General features: G+C 65.9%; 12 protein-coding genes and 3 pseudogenes. 8 read left to right on the forward strand and 7 right to left on the reverse strand.

Annotated features, from left to right (window positions below):
• Positions 1-79: 79 nt before the first annotated feature.
• Positions 80-777: pseudogene (locus tag D3H54_RS25340) on the reverse strand (YciI family protein).
• Between the two features lie 131 nt (positions 778-908).
• Here D3H54_RS25340 and D3H54_RS25345 point away from each other — a divergent pair.
• Both D3H54_RS25345 and D3H54_RS25350 read left to right on the forward strand, forming a co-directional pair.
• Positions 909-1,699, forward strand: a pseudogene (locus tag D3H54_RS25345) (helix-turn-helix domain-containing protein).
• A 49-nt stretch (positions 1,700-1,748) separates the two neighbouring features.
• Positions 1,749-2,575: pseudogene (locus D3H54_RS25350) on the forward strand (SAM-dependent methyltransferase).
• Between the two features lie 29 nt (positions 2,576-2,604).
• On the opposite strand, the gene D3H54_RS25355 reads toward D3H54_RS25350, so the two are convergent.
• Together D3H54_RS25355 and D3H54_RS32255 are read right to left on the reverse strand one after the other, a co-directional pair.
• Complete coding sequence (locus D3H54_RS25355) at positions 2,605-3,972, reverse strand: HNH endonuclease signature motif containing protein (RefSeq protein ID WP_149382263.1); 1,368 nt, start codon at positions 3,970-3,972, stop codon at positions 2,605-2,607.
• A gap of 46 nt (positions 3,973-4,018) precedes the next feature.
• Positions 4,019-4,528, reverse strand: coding sequence for a CGNR zinc finger domain-containing protein (locus D3H54_RS32255; protein ID WP_353620038.1), 510 nt, complete (start codon positions 4,526-4,528; stop codon positions 4,019-4,021).
• Between the two features lie 245 nt (positions 4,529-4,773).
• Between D3H54_RS32255 and D3H54_RS25365 the strand changes: the two genes are divergently transcribed.
• Together D3H54_RS25365 and D3H54_RS25370 are read left to right on the forward strand one after the other, a co-directional pair.
• Entirely contained in the window at positions 4,774-5,343 is a 570-nt protein-coding gene (locus D3H54_RS25365; RefSeq protein ID WP_149382267.1) for a TIGR03086 family metal-binding protein, read from the forward strand.
• A gap of 18 nt (positions 5,344-5,361) precedes the next feature.
• Positions 5,362-6,228, forward strand: coding sequence for a pyridoxamine 5'-phosphate oxidase family protein (locus D3H54_RS25370; protein ID WP_149382269.1), 867 nt, complete (start codon positions 5,362-5,364; stop codon positions 6,226-6,228).
• On the opposite strand, the gene D3H54_RS25375 is transcribed toward D3H54_RS25370, so the two are convergent.
• Genes D3H54_RS25375 through D3H54_RS25390 form a run of 4 tightly spaced genes read right to left on the reverse strand, consistent with a single transcriptional unit; the run spans position 6,225 to position 9,759 of the window.
• Positions 6,225-6,662: a carboxymuconolactone decarboxylase family protein gene (locus tag D3H54_RS25375; RefSeq protein ID WP_149382270.1), complete on the reverse strand. Its 438-nt coding sequence runs from the start codon at positions 6,660-6,662 to the stop codon at positions 6,225-6,227. The genes D3H54_RS25370 and D3H54_RS25375 overlap by 4 nt on opposite strands.
• Positions 6,663-6,664: 2 nt before the next feature.
• Positions 6,665-7,513, reverse strand: coding sequence for an NAD(P)-dependent oxidoreductase (locus D3H54_RS25380; RefSeq protein ID WP_149382272.1), 849 nt, complete (start codon positions 7,511-7,513; stop codon positions 6,665-6,667).
• Positions 7,510-8,262, reverse strand: coding sequence for an SDR family oxidoreductase (locus D3H54_RS25385; RefSeq protein ID WP_149382273.1), 753 nt, complete (start codon positions 8,260-8,262; stop codon positions 7,510-7,512). The genes D3H54_RS25380 and D3H54_RS25385 overlap by 4 nt, the downstream gene beginning before the upstream one ends.
• Before the next feature lie 30 nt (positions 8,263-8,292).
• Entirely contained in the window at positions 8,293-9,759 is a 1,467-nt protein-coding gene (locus D3H54_RS25390; protein ID WP_149382276.1) for an aldehyde dehydrogenase, read from the reverse strand.
• Between the two features lie 174 nt (positions 9,760-9,933).
• Here D3H54_RS25390 and D3H54_RS25395 point away from each other — a divergent pair, with 174 nt between their 5' ends.
• Genes D3H54_RS25395 through cyp51 form a run of 4 tightly spaced genes read left to right on the forward strand, consistent with a single transcriptional unit; the run spans position 9,934 to position 13,940 of the window.
• Positions 9,934-10,527: a TetR family transcriptional regulator gene (locus tag D3H54_RS25395; protein WP_149382278.1), complete on the forward strand. Its 594-nt coding sequence runs from the start codon at positions 9,934-9,936 to the stop codon at positions 10,525-10,527.
• Positions 10,524-11,738 carry a cytochrome P450 gene (locus D3H54_RS25400; protein WP_149382280.1) on the forward strand — a complete coding sequence of 405 codons (1,215 nt, stop codon included), beginning with the start codon at positions 10,524-10,526 and terminating at the stop codon, positions 11,736-11,738. Before D3H54_RS25395 ends, D3H54_RS25400 begins: the two co-directional genes overlap by 4 nt.
• A gap of 22 nt (positions 11,739-11,760) precedes the next feature.
• Positions 11,761-12,585, forward strand: a complete 825-nt coding sequence (locus D3H54_RS25405; RefSeq protein WP_149382282.1) for an SDR family oxidoreductase — start codon at positions 11,761-11,763, stop codon at positions 12,583-12,585.
• Positions 12,586-12,587: 2 nt separating this feature from the next.
• Positions 12,588-13,940: a lanosterol 14-alpha demethylase gene (gene cyp51, locus D3H54_RS25410; RefSeq protein ID WP_210419766.1), complete on the forward strand. Its 1,353-nt coding sequence runs from the start codon at positions 12,588-12,590 to the stop codon at positions 13,938-13,940.
• The last annotated feature ends 1 nt before the right edge of the window (position 13,941 follow it).

Consider the following 13,941-nt stretch of genomic DNA (forward strand, 5'->3'; position numbering starts at 1 on the left):
GGGATCATCGACGCGATCCGCTCGACGCGCCCACTCGACCTCCCCATTCCCGCCGGAAGACACCGTCCAGCGAACCCATCTACAGCCCAGACACTCCCGACAACCGGCGCAGCTCGACGACCGACGCCGGGATCATCGACGCGATCTTCGTCGCCTCGTCACGGTCGGCGGCCGACAGGACATAGAACCCGTTGGCGACCTCAGCGCCCTCCGCGTAGGACCGTCGGTCAACACCACGTCACCGTCCCGCACACGCACCGTCGTCGCCGTCGTCGGCGGATGCAGCGGCGCCCCGCCGAGTATGTGGGATCCCGCCGCGACCCCGAACTCGGCGTGCTGAGCCAACCCTTGGTCCCATTCGGGCGTGCCGGGCACGTTGACCTCATCGGCGGGTTCGAGAAGCAGTGCCAGCCAATCGGAGTCGGTCGTCGGCCGGCCCACCGCGTTCCAGTGCACCGCCGGCCACACCTCGATCGCTCCGTACTGCGCCGCTGGAATCTGCCGGGCCAGCTGCAGCGCCTCGTCGAGGTTGTCGGCCTCGAACATGTAGTAACCACCGGCCACCTCGGCGCCCTCGGCGTACGGACCGTCGGTGATCACCGGCGCATCCGGTCCGCCGGTGATCCGGACCGCCTCGGCGGCCGGGCCCAACGCGTCACCCTCCCGGATCGCCGCCGACTCTCGGGCGTGGAACTCGGCGTAGGCCTGCATTTCCCGGCCTGCTTCCTCGGCACTGAGGTCGCGTTCGGGGACCTGGAGCAGTGCGAAGTAGTACATGGCGATGTCCTCCCACAGTAGGGCGTGAAACCCTGCTGGTCTCACTCTCTACCTCTACGACGAACAACGCCGTGCGAATCCGACACTCGGTCCGTCATACCCTGGTGATCGTGCAACCAGCGGGTCCAGCCTTGTACCGACCGGGGCCTCCGCTGTGCGACTACATCGACTACATCGGCTACTGGCAGCACGGCGGCGACGTGCCGCATCGCAGCACCGCCCTACCCCGGGGCGCGGTGACGATCGTGATCGAGCTCGGCGAACGGGACCTGGTGGATTTCGCCGCCGTCGGCGCGCCGCCTGGACAGGTTCCTGCAGCGTTCATCACCGGTGCGGGCACCACGTCCTACGTCACCCAGATCGAGCCCGGCCAGACCGTGATGACGGTGCACTTCCGTCCGGGAGGGGCGCGCCCGTTCCTCGGGATCCCGCTGGGTGAGTTGCAGGACCGGTGCGTCGGTATCGAGGACATCTGGGGCACAGCTGCACGGACATTGCGTGAGAGCCTGACTGGAACATCCTCGGCAGCCGATCGCATCACGCTTCTGGAAGGGTTTCTGCTGGGCTGCATCCGTGTTCACGACGATCCGTTGCGGGCCTGCTGCCGCTCCTCGATGCGGAGCCGTCGATCACCGTTTCCGAAGTCGCTGCGCTGACCGAACTTTCACCGAAGCGGCTGGCCAGTCTGTTCAGTTCACAGGTGGGCCTCGGCCCGAAACCATATCTACGGGTGCGGCGACTGCAGGCCGCGTTGCGCCACCTGGACGTTGGAACGCAGCGCGGTGCGCAGATCGCCGCCGATCTCGGCTACTGCGACCAAGCCCACTTCGTCCGCGACTTCCGCGCCCTGACCGCCATCACCCCGAGCCAGTACCCGAGTCGCCGGTCGAGCCTGCCCAGCCATCTGGACCTAGTCACCTAGGGCGCAAAAGTACAAGCCCCGCCGACATCACAGCTGACACCATCGACGGATGGAAACCAGACCAGATTCGGTCGCCGACACCGGACTGCTGGTGGCCGCGATCCGTGCCCGCGAATCGGTGCGTGATGATCGGCTATTCACCGATCCGTTCGCCGACAAGCTCGCCGGAGAGGCCGGCCACCGAATGCTCGACGCGGCCCTGGCCACCTCAGGTGAGCGCACCACTCTGCAGATCGTGGTGCGCACCCGGTTCTGGGACGATGCACTACTCGATGCCGCCTCATCGTGCCGGCACGTCGTCCTGGTCGCCGCGGGCATGGACGCTAGGCGTACCGCCTGACGTGGCCGGCGGGCACCACCGTTTTCGAACTGGACCAGCCGCCCGTCATCGCGGCGAAGAATGCCGTCCTCGCTCACGACGTCCCGCAGTGCGCTCGCGTACCGATCGGAATGGACCTCGCCGACGACTGGCCGAAGGCACTGCGCACTGCGGGTTTCGACGCCACCGCTTCGACCGCGTGGCTGGTTGAGGGGCTGCTGCAATATCTCGACACAGACGCGGTGCATCGGCTCGTCGAACGCATCGATGCCCTGTCGGTACCAGGGTCGGTGCTCTGTTACGACGTCGTCGGCAAGTCGCTGCTTTCGGCTCCGTTCATGGCCGGGCTGCTGAAATCCATGGCGGACAACGGCGCTCCATGGTTGTTCGGAACCGATGATCCTGCGGAGTTGGTGCGGCCGTACGGGTGGTCGGCGACGGTCACCGATATCGCCGAGCCAGGAAACCAGTGGGGCCGCTGGTACGCACCGGTAACGCCGAACGAAAGCGACACCGCCCGAGGATATTTCGTCGTGGCCACCAAACGGCGCGCCTGATTCACGCCGCAGATTCTCGCGACGCCGCGTCAGGCGGCGTCGTTGCCCACATCGTTGGACGGCGGGCCGCTGTCGCCCTCGAGTAACCGCTCGGGGTGGTGGTAGTCGTTGACGCCGCCGCGCAGCATCGGGAGGTCCGGCGGCGGTATCCATTCGGTGCTGCCATCGGGGAGTTGCCGGGTGGTCCAGCCGCCGGTTTCGACGAGTTGGTTATCCGGTGGGCAGGCCAGAGTGAGGTCGTCGACGTCGGTGGTGCCACCGCTCTTCCAGTCTTGGGCGGCGTGGTGCACGCCGCTGTGGTAGCCGGGGGCGTCGCAGCCTGGTCGGGTGCAGCCACGACACTTGGCATGCAACATGATTCGCTGGTCTGCCGTGGCGATGCGTTTGGTCCGGCCCAGCCACAACCCGCGTCCGTCGACGCCGTCGAACAGGGCCAGATAGTGGTAGGCATGGCTGGCCATCCGGATCAGGTCGGGGATCGGCAGCAGTGTTCCACTCGCGGTGACTGCGTGCCCGGCCTGCGCTTGAAGGTCCTGCACCGTGGCCGTTGCAATCACCGTGACGGGTAAGCCGTTGTGCTGACCGAATTTCGGATCACCGAGCTGTCCGCGCACCAGGGCCTTGAGCGCATCATGCTGACGCTGGGCATAACTGCGGGCATCCCGTTCAGCGACCTGCTCGCTGGGAGTCGTCGTAGGACTGTCCTCGGCCGGGTTGCACATCCCGGGGGCAGCGAACTTCGCCATCCAGGCATCGACGAGCGACCGTAGCTCCGGGTCGGCGACCAGCCGCCCCACACTCATGCCGTCGAGCTGTTGCCCGCCACACCACACGAATCCACGTTTGCGGGCGCGATCCTCGTCGGAGAACGTGCCGTCGGGATTCAGGTGCAACGCCAGCCGATGGGCGACCTTGTCCAACTGGTCCGGCCGCAACGCCGTGGCCTTCTGCGCCAAGGTGCGTTCGGCCTTCTCCCGGTCGATCGGCGCCACATGGTCCGGCAGATCGCGGAAGAACTTCTGGATCACCCGCAGATGCTCACCATCCAACTCACCGGCATGCCAGGCCTTCGACGTCTCAGGCAACACCGGCGGCAGCGGCTCACCCGTCAACGCTCGCCGCGGCGCCATCTGCTCGGCGTCCCGGATCCGCCGCCTCGCCTCACGCGAGCTGATGCGCAGCACATCCGCCAGCGTGATCGGCACTGGCGGGCAGCCCTCGAACCGCTCCAGCCGCGCGACGAGCGTATGGGACACCGCGACCTGACGCCGCCGTACGGTCTCCAACCTCTCCAACACTGCGAACCGTTCCGGCGCGTCGAGCATCTCGAGATCGACCGCGGCCAAGGCCTCGACAGCATCGTCGAGAACCCCCAATACCACGTCTATCGAACTCATGTTCGAAACACTACGCCCCACACTGACAAAAAATCCGAACGCGCGGCTAATCCGGGCGATGGCGCTGATAGTGCCGAGCCACCCGTGTTCTGTTTGCACAGATGTTCTGGGTGCAGAACTTGCGACGGGCATCGGAGGCGACGAAAAGCATGCTGCACGTCGGGTTTTGACATCTCCGCAGTCGGTCCTGGCCGGGCCCGGTGAGCACATCGATGAGGCTTTCGGCGACTGTGGCGAGCGACAGCCGGTAGGGCCGATCGGCAGGCGCGTGGCGTGTGGTGATGGCGGCCCATCCGGCTGAGGTCTGCACAAGCGACCGGGTTGAGGGTGCGCAGGCGGCGGCGTCATTGACACGGCCGATCGCAGCTTCGTCGGGCATCACCCCCGCCAGTCGTGCATCCAGGAGTGCCGGCCGCCCCCCGCGCCCCCCCGCCCCCCCCCCCCCCCCGCCAGTCGTGCATCCAGGATGTGCCGGATCGCCTGGCGCAGTTCGACGGTGGGCTCGAGCGGTGGGAGCGGACCGCCGCCCAGCCGGTCCTGCTGTAGGCCCCACCACAGCCGATTGGCCTTCTCGTCCGCGAGAAGGTCGACAGCCGGTTCGCGGATGGTGATGAGAGTGTCCGCCAGGTCAACAGCCAGAGGCTCTCCGGCCACGATGAACCCCGCCGCCTGCGCCCTGTGCAGCAGAGACCCTGAGTCCATCCAACTAATGCTAGCAGCGTGTTGACAGCGTTAGGGTCGACGACGTAGAAAGACTAACGTCAATATCAATACATAACCGTTAGAAATGAGGAACTGCCGATGGATCCGCTGGACGTGCTGCGTCGCGCCGATCGCCGCCTGGTTGACCTGGTCACCACCCTCGACACCACTGATCTGGGCCTGCCCACCCCCTGCACTGGCTGGGATGTTCGATCCCTGCTGAGCCATACCATCGCCTCGATCGATGCCTTCGCCGCTGCCGTGGACGGCGGCGACGGCCCCAGCGAAGAGGAGTTGTTCAGCGGCGCCGACATCCTCGGCTCCGACCCCCTGGCCGTGGCACGCCGTTCCATCGAGCGCTCACAGCGAGCCTGGGCGACGATCACCGACTGGCAGCATCCGCTTACATCGGTGCTCGGTGAGATGCCTGCTGCACAGGCGGTCGGAATCGTCACCTACTCCACGCTCATCCACAGCTGGGATCTGGCCGTCGCGATCAACCGGGTAGTCGAATTCGACGAGGCCGAGGCGGCCCTCGCCGAGCAGGTGGGGTCGACGCTCGTGCCGGCTTTGCGACCGCAGGATCTCTTCGGCCCCGAGGTACACACGAATGGCGCGGCCACGCCGACCCAGCGGGTCGTCGCCTTCGCCGGGCGTCACCCCCTCTGACGGGCATGAAGCGTACCCATGACGCATGAAGAGCGGCTCGCCGCTGTGGGATTCCACAGCGGCGAGCTGGCCGTCCAAAGCCGAGCGGGCGTCCGTGCGCGGGCGGCGCGACTCGCACCCATGGCGAGTCGCGGCCGGCTCGGCGCCGGAACCGCAACCTGCCTGGCTTCGGCACGGCTGGCCGTCCTCACCGCGCGCGACCCCGACGGGCAGCTGTGGATTTCGCCGTTGTCGGGCGAACCCGGGTTCCTCGCAGCCGTAACACCGACGCGACTTCACATCGACGTCGAGCTTCCCGATGTGGATCCACTGGCTGCTGCACCGACCGATCAGCCTGCGGGATTGCTGGTCATCGATTTTGCGGCCCGCCGCCGATATCGCATCAACGGACAACTGACGCAACGGGATTCTCTCGGCTTCGCCATCGACGTGGACCAGGCCTATGGCAACTGCCCCAAGTACATCCACCCAGCCGCCCAGCCCATGGCAGACCCACGCCAGACCGATCGCAGACGGGTCTTCACGGGCACCGCGTTACGGCCCGAGGATCGCGAACTGATCCGGCGCTCCGCGACGTTCTTCCTCGGCACAACACATCCCACGTCGGGCAACGACGCCTCGCACCGCGGTGGACCCGCCGGATTCGTCCACGCGGAGGCCGGCAGTCTGTGGTGGCCGGATTACCCGGGCAACGACATGTTCAACAGCTTCGGCAATCTGGCCGTGGACCCGAGCGCTGCGCTGTTGTTCGCCGACGCAGGCACCACTGTGCAGTTGTCCGGTAGCGCAGCGGTGGATTGGGACGTCGAGCAATCCGACGACGACCTTCGGACCGGACGTCGGGTGGTCTTCGCCGCCCAGCGCGTCATCGCCACGCGCCGCTAGTCGTCGAGCTTCGTGCCGCTGTGCATCTTCAGCGCGTCGTTGACGTTAGCCTTCTTGTCCTCGCCCTGACCGGCCTCGGCGGCCTTCTTGCGCTTGCACACGACTTTGGTGACGACTCCGTCCAGCTTCGAACCAAGCGGGAACCCCAGGTAGTGCGTCAGGAAGATCGCCATCTCCTTGAGCTCTTCGGGGGTGAGCTCCTCGTTGTGCAGGGCGGCGTTGGCCTGGATCTCGGCCAGGTCGGAAATGCCGAGGGCGGTGACGACGGTCAGCGTCATGATCCGCTTGTCGCGCATGGACAGTCCCGGCCGCGACCAGATGGTGCCGAAGAGGTGGTCGGCGGTGAGCGCGAAGTAGTCGCCCGGCGAGTCCGGCATCTCCCAGCCGTAGACCTCGTTCATCTTGTCCAGGCCCTTGCGGCGCAATTCGTCCATCGTCACTCCTTCGTGTTGGGCACACCGAGACCGGCGGCCAGGTCCCGTAGCGCGATCTCGGCCAACGGCAGTTCAACGCCGTTGGCCTCACCGAGACCCAGCGCCAACTTCAGATCCTTCTCGGCCAGCCCGCGGGTGTGGACGAACATGTTGTAGACGAAGTGGTCGGGCTGCAGCGGCTTGGTGTCGTCGCGGACCATGATCGCGCCGGGCCCGCCGCTCTGGGCGTCGCTGTGCCGTACCACCCGGCCCAACTTCTGCAAGTCGATTCCGGCCGCCTCAGCGAGCCGCGATGCCTCGCAGGCGGCGGCAAAACCGATGTAGGTCAACATGTTCCGAGCCAACTTCATCCGGGTTCCGGCTCCCGGCTCACCGGCCCGGACCACCATCGATGCCCACTTCTTGAACACCGGCTTGACCAGTTCGTACGCCTCGTCGTCGGCGCCGACCATCACGGCCAGCTCGCCCTTGTCGGCGGCACCCGCGCCGCCGCTGACCGGGGCGTCGACGACATGAATTCCCTTGGGACGCAGCTGCTCGGCCAGCTCGGCGGCGGTGTCGGGCTCGATCGTGGAATGGATCGCGATCACGGTGCCCGGCTTGGCGTGTGCGGCGAGTTCGCCGACGACGTCGCGGACCTGCTCGTCGTTGAGCACGGTCACTTCGATGACGTCGGCTGTGGCGACGTCGGCGACGCTGTCGGCCAGCGTGGCACCCAGCTCGGCCAGCGGCGTCATGGCCTCGGTCCGCACGTCAAAGACGATCAGCCCGCCGGGCCACTCGGCCAGCCGCTTGGCCATCGGCAACCCTTGATTTCCCAGCCCGATGTAGCCGACCTTCAGATCACTCATGAGCGGAAGATCTGTCCGCCGTCGACGTTGAAGATCTGACCGGTGATCCACTTGGCCTGATCGGACAGCAGGAACAGGCACATCCCCACCAGGTCGTCGACTTCACCCATGCGCGACAACGGAATTCCCCTGACGATGTCGGCGACCATTTCCTGCGGGGTGGTGGTGCGGTTGGCCTCGGTGTTGATCGGGCCCGGCGCGATCGCATTGATCCGGATGTTCTGACCGCCGAGTTCGGTGGCCAACTGCTGGGTGAGGCTGTTGACCCCGGCCTTGGCCAGTCCGTAGAAATTCGAGTACAGCCATGCCGCGGTGGACGACTGGTTGATGATCGCACCGCCGCCGCGCTTGGCCATCTTCTTGTACACCGCCCTGGTGCAGACCAGCGCGCCGTCGAGGTTCACGCTCATGAACTTCTTGTAGTAGTCCCAGTCGACGGTGATCAGGAAGTCCAGCTTCATCCCGCCGAAGATCGCGGCGTTGTTGACCAGATAGTCGATACCGCCGAACTCGGCGAGCGTCTGATCGGCCATCGCCTTGGCCGACACCGGATCGCTGACGTCCACCGGCAGCGCCAGCGCGGTGCCGCCCTCACCCTTGATTCCGTCGGCGACCTTCTGTGCGCCATCGGTGTTGATGTCGGCGACCACCACGGCGGCGCCTTCCCGGGCGAGCGCTTCGGCATAGGCCTGACCGATGCCGCCGCCTGCGCCGGTGACAATGGCCACCTTGTTGTCGAACTGTCCCATGTGCGTGTTCCTCTCTAGTCGGTGGTGCGGTCAGACCGCTGTGGCAATGACTTTGAGCTCGAGGTATTCCTCGAAGCCGGCCAGACCCATCTCCCTGCCGACGCCGGACTGCTTGTAGCCGCCGAAGGGTACGTCCGCGGAATACCACACGCCGCCGTTGACGTTGACGGTGCCGACCCGCAGCCGATCCGCGACGCCTTGCGCACGCTCGGGATCACTGCTGAACACGCTGCCCGACAAGCCGTACGGAGAATCGTTGGCGATGTTGATCGCATCGTCGTCGCCGTCGTGGGCGATCACCGTCAGCACCGGGCCGAAGATCTCTTCACGCGCCACCCGCGCGGAATTATCCAGGCCCGCAATGACGGTCGGTGAGATGAAGTAGCCGGTGTCGCGGTCGTCCGGCCGCCCGCCGCCGCACGCGAACCGGCCGCCTTCGGTGATCGCGAGGTCGAGGTAGGACTGCACCCGGTCACGCTGCCGCTCGGAAATGACCGGCCCGCAGATGGTTCCGGGATTGGTCGGGTCTCCCGCCTTGATACCGCCCATGGTGGCCGCGGCCGCCTCGACCGCCTCGTCGTAGCGGGCGCGCGGCACCACCAGACGAGTGGTGATCGCGCACCCCTGCCCGGCGTGCATCGACGCGGTGAACGCCGCCATCGAGCAGGCACCGGCCAGGTCGGCGTCATCGAGCACCAGGAACGCGGACTTGCCGCCGAGTTCCAGGAAGACCTTCTTGATGGTCGCGGCGCCGGCGGCCATCACCGCGCGCCCGGTATTCGTCGAGCCGGTGAACGAGACCATGTCGATGCGCGGATCGCTGGACAGCATCGCGCCCACCGAGTGGTCGTTGGAGGTGACGATGTTGACCACACCCGGCGGGATATCGGTGTGCTCGGCGATCAGTTCACCGAGAACCGCTGCACACCACGGGGTGTCGGGGGCGGGCTTGAGCACGATGGTGTTGCCCGCCGCCAGGGCCGGGCCGAGCTTGGCGAGGTTGATCTGGTGCGGGAAGTTCCACGGGGTGATCGCACCGACCACGCCGACCGCCTCGCGGACGATGGTCCGCTGAGTCTTGATCCCCATCGGCGCCGCGATGCCGAGATCCTGGCGCCACGAATAGTTCTCGGCGGTGTCGGCGGAAAACGACAGGTCGTCGACCGGTCCTTCCAGTTGGGCGGCCGCGGTCAGCGTCCGCGGGGCACCCACCTCCGCCATCGTCATCTCGCGCAGGTCCTCGACGTGTTCCTTCATCGCATCGCGCAGCTGGCGAATACCGCGTACCCGGAGTTCGGTGTTGGTGGACCAGTCCGTGGTGTCGAAGGCGCGGCGCGCGGCGTCGATGGCCCGGCTCATGTCCTCGGCGTTGCCGTCGGCCGCGGTGCCCAGGACCTCTTCGGTCGCCGGATTGATGGTCGGGTATCGGCCATTGCCGCCCGGCACCAGCTCCCCGTTGATGAAGAGATCGCTGTTCTTGTCGGCCGCAATCGCCATCCCGATTCCCGTCTGCTTCGTTGGACACGTGTCCGAGATTTCGTCTGTCGCACCATAGCGGCAGACGCGGGCGCCATGCAAGGGTATGTCCTGAGGCCATGCAAAGAAGGCCATGAGCAGGTAATTCATTACCGCCTCTTGCCTTGCCAGACACACTTCCGATAACTTGGACATGTGTCCAGCGATGCCGCGATAGCCGTCAATCCCAACGGTGATGACGTTCCGCGCAATCGCCGCCAGGAAGAAACCTTCCGCAAGGTGCTTCGGGCCGGCATGGAGATGCTGCGGGAGTCGTCCTACGCCGACCTCACCGTCCGTGCGGTCGCCGCCCGCGCCAAGGTCGCGCCGGCCACCGCCTACACGTACTTCTCGTCGAAGAACCATCTGATCGCCGAGGTGTACCTCGACCGAGTTCTCGAGGTGCCCTACTTCACCGACGTCAACGAACCCCGTCTGCACCGCGTTCAGCAGTCGCTGCGCAGCCTCGCGCTGGTGATCGCCGACGAGCCGGAGTTCGCCGCGGCCTGCACCACCGCGGTACTGAGCAACGACGCCGGCGTGGTCCGGGTGCGCGACCGGATCGGCGCCGAGATCCACAAGCGCATCAAGTCCGCGTTGGGACCGGACGCCGATCCGAAGATCGTGTCCGCACTGGAGATGACGTACTTCGGCGCGCTCGTGCACGCCGGAAGCGGCACCCTGAGCTACCGCGAGGTCGCCGACCGAATGGAATACGTCGTGAGTCTTATCTTGGGAGAGAACCAATGAGCGTGCAGAGTCCGGACATTCTGCTCGACCCGTACAACTACGACTTCCACGAAGATCCCTACCCGTACTACAAGCGGCTGCGCGACGAGGCCCCGCTGTACTACAACGAGGAACTGAAGTTCTGGGCGCTGTCCCGCCACTCCGACGTCCTCCAGGGATTCCGCAACAGCACGACGCTGTCCAACAAGTTCGGTGTCTCGCTGGATCCGGCATCACGCGGCCCGCATGCCTCCAAAACCATGTCGTTCCTGGCGATGGACGATCCGGCCCACCTTCGGCTGCGGACCCTGGTCTCGAAAGGCTTCACCCCCAGGCGGATTCGTGAGCTAGAGCCGCGGGTGACCGAGATCGCCACCAAACATCTCGATGTCCTGATGGAGAAGGCGGCCGCCGGGGACACGGTGGACTACGTCGACGAGTTCGCGGGCAAGCTGCCGATGGACGTCATCTCCGAACTGATGGGCGTACCGGAAGCCGACCGCGTCCAGGTACGGGCCTGGGCCGACGGCGTGATGCACCGCGACGAAGGTGTCACCGACGTTCCCCCGGAGGCGGTCGAGGCATCGCTGAACCTGATCGTCTACTACCAGGCGATGGTCGAGGAGCGGCGCACGAGTCCCACCGAGGACCTGACCTCAGCCCTGCTGGAGGCGGAGATCGACGGCGACCGCCTCACCGATGACGAGGTGCTGGGCTTCATGTTCCTGATGGTCATCGCCGGCAACGAGACCACCACCAAACTGCTTGCCAATGCCGCATTCTGGGGTCACAAGAACCCCGACCAGCTGGCCGAGGTCTACACCGACCTGTCCCGCGTACCGTTGTGGGTCGAGGAGACCCTGCGCTATGACACGTCCAGCCAGATCCTGGCCCGCACGGTCGCCGGCGACCTGACGCTGTACGACACCGTCATCCCCGACGGCGACGTCGTCCTGCTGCTGCCGGGATCGGCCCACCGTGACGAGCGCGCCTTCGACAATCCCGACGACTACCTGATCGGCCGCGACATCGGCGCCAAGCTGCAGAGTTTCGGCAGCGGCGCACACTTCTGCCTCGGTGCGCACCTGGCCCGGATGGAGGCGCGGGTTGCGTTGGAGGAGTTGTTCAAACGTATCCGCGGCTATGAGGTCGACGAAGCGAATTCGGTGCGCGTCCACTCCAGCAATGTCCGCGGTTTCGCCCATCTGCCCATCACAGTGCAGCCCCGCTAAAGGACGCCCGAAAGGTTCCCGAATGCCCCGTTTCGACCCCCTTCCCGACCGCAGGCCCTCGCTGGTCGCCGGTGCCTCGTCCGGTATCGGTGAAGCCACCGCGATCAAGCTGGCCGCCAACGGTTTTCCCGTCGCTCTGGGTGCCCGTCGGGTGGACAAGTTGCAGGAGATCGTGGACAAGATCCGTGCCGACGGTGGCGAGGCCATCGCAGTGCACTTGGACGTCACCGACCCCGATTCGGTAAAGGCCGCCGTGGAGCAGACCACCGCCGAACTCGGCGAGATCGAGGTACTGGTGGCCGGTGCGGGTGACACCTACTTCGGCAAGCTCGACTCGATCAGCATCGACGAGTTCGAGTCCCAGATCCAGATCCATCTGGTCGGCGCCTACCGGGTCGCCTCCGCAGTCCTGCCGGGCATGCTCGAACGGCAGCGGGGCGACCTGATCTTCGTGGGATCTGATGTGTCGCTGCGGCCACGGCCCCACATGGGCGCCTACGGTGCGGCCAAGGCCGCCCTGGTATCGATGGTGACCAACTACCAGATGGAACTGGAAGGCACCGGGGTGCGCGCCTCGATCGTCCATCCCGGCCCGACCAAGACCTCGATGGGCTGGAGCCTGCCGGCCGAACTCATCGGCCCTGCACTGGAGGACTGGGCCAAGTGGGGACAGGCCCGACACGACTACTTCATGCGCGCCGCCGACCTCGCCCGCGCCATCACGTTCGTCGCGGAGACCCCCCGCGGCAGCTTCATCGCCAATATGGAGCTCCAGCCCGAAGCGCCGTTGGCCGACAACAAAGACCGCCAGAAGCTCGCCCTCGGTGAAGAAGGGATGCCATCGTGACCATAACTAAAGAGGTACAACGTGTTTCGGGTGGCGAGGAAGAGCACGGCCACCTCGAGGAGTTCCGTACCGACCCGATCGGGCTGATGCAGCGCATCCGCGAGGAGTGTGGTGACCTCGGCTGGTTCCAGCTCGCCGACAAGCAGGTCATCCTGCTGACCGGCTCCGAGGCCAACGAGTTCTTCTTCCGCTCCCCCGACGCCGACCTCAACCAAGCCGAGGCCTACCCGTTCATGACGCCGATCTTCGGCGAGGGCGTGGTGTTCGACGCGGACCCGGAGCGTCGGGCCGAGATGCTGCACAACACCGCGCTGCGCGGTGAGCAGATGAAGGGCCACGCGGCGACCATCGAGAACGAAGTGCGCCGGATGATCGAAAACTGGGGCGACGAAGGCGAAATCGATCTGCTGGAGTTCTTCGCCGAGCTCACCATCTACACCTCGACCGCATGCCTGATCGGACTGAAGTTCCGCAACCAGCTCGACTCGCGATTCGCGAACTACTACCACCTGCTCGAGCGCGGCACCGACCCGCTCTGCTACGTCGACCCCTACCTTCCGATCGAGAGCTTCCGGATCCGCGACGAAGCCAGGGCCAGCCTGGTGGAGCTGGTGCAGGAGGTCATGACCGGCCGAATCGCCAACCCGCCCACCGACAAGAGCGATCGCGACCTGCTCGACGTCCTGGTGTCCATCAAGGACGACGAGGGCAATCCGCGCTTCTCGGCCAACGAGGTCACCGGCATGTTCATCTCACTGATGTTCGCCGGGCACCACACCAGCTCAGGCACCTCGTCGTGGACGCTGATCGAGCTGCTGCGCAACCCCGACTACTACGCCAAAGTGCAGCAGGAGCTCGACGACCTCTACGCCGACGGCCAGGAGGTGAGTTTCCATGCGCTGCGCCAGATCCCGAACATCGACAACGCGCTGAAGGAGACGCTGCGACTGCACCCGCCGCTGATCATCCTGATGCGGGTGGCCCAGGACGAGTTCGAGGTGCAGGGTTATCCGATCCACAAGGGACAGATGGTGGCCGCCTCACCGGCGATCTCCAACCGCATTCCCGAGGACTTCCCCAACCCGGATGCCTTCGACCCGGATCGCTACGAGAAGCCCCGGCAGGAAGACATCGTCAACCGCTGGACCTGGATCCCCTTCGGCGCCGGGCGACACCGGTGCGTCGGTGCCGCGTTCGCCCAGATGCAGATCAAGGCGATCTTCTCGGTTCTGTTGCGGGAGTACGAGTTCGAGATGGCACAGCCACCGGAGAGCTATCAGAACGACCACTCCAAGATGGTGGTGCAGTTGGCCCGGCCTGCAAAGGTCCGCTACCGCAAGCGAGTGAAGGCGTGAG

Source organism: Mycobacterium sp. ELW1 (assembly GCF_008329905.1).
Taxonomy (GTDB): Bacteria; Actinomycetota; Actinomycetes; order Mycobacteriales; family Mycobacteriaceae; genus Mycobacterium.

What these genes read in the sequence shown, in the direction of transcription:
- D3H54_RS25355 (WP_149382263.1), bottom strand. Translation starts at nt 3,972, where the DNA reads ATGAGTTCGATAGACGTGGTATTGGGGGTTCTCGACGATGCTGTCGAG.
- D3H54_RS25365 (WP_149382267.1), top strand. Translation starts at nt 4,774, where the DNA reads ATGGATCCGCTGGACGTGCTGCGTCGCGCCGATCGCCGCCTGGTTGAC.
- D3H54_RS25370 (WP_149382269.1), top strand. Translation starts at nt 5,362, where the DNA reads ATGACGCATGAAGAGCGGCTCGCCGCTGTGGGATTCCACAGCGGCGAG.
- D3H54_RS25375 (WP_149382270.1), bottom strand. Translation starts at nt 6,662, where the DNA reads ATGGACGAATTGCGCCGCAAGGGCCTGGACAAGATGAACGAGGTCTAC.
- D3H54_RS25380 (WP_149382272.1), bottom strand. Translation starts at nt 7,513, where the DNA reads ATGAGTGATCTGAAGGTCGGCTACATCGGGCTGGGAAATCAAGGGTTG.
- D3H54_RS25385 (WP_149382273.1), bottom strand. Translation starts at nt 8,262, where the DNA reads ATGGGACAGTTCGACAACAAGGTGGCCATTGTCACCGGCGCAGGCGGC.
- D3H54_RS25390 (WP_149382276.1), bottom strand. Translation starts at nt 9,759, where the DNA reads ATGGCGATTGCGGCCGACAAGAACAGCGATCTCTTCATCAACGGGGAG.
- D3H54_RS25400 (WP_149382280.1), top strand. Translation starts at nt 10,524, where the DNA reads ATGAGCGTGCAGAGTCCGGACATTCTGCTCGACCCGTACAACTACGAC.
- D3H54_RS25405 (WP_149382282.1), top strand. Translation starts at nt 11,761, where the DNA reads ATGCCCCGTTTCGACCCCCTTCCCGACCGCAGGCCCTCGCTGGTCGCC.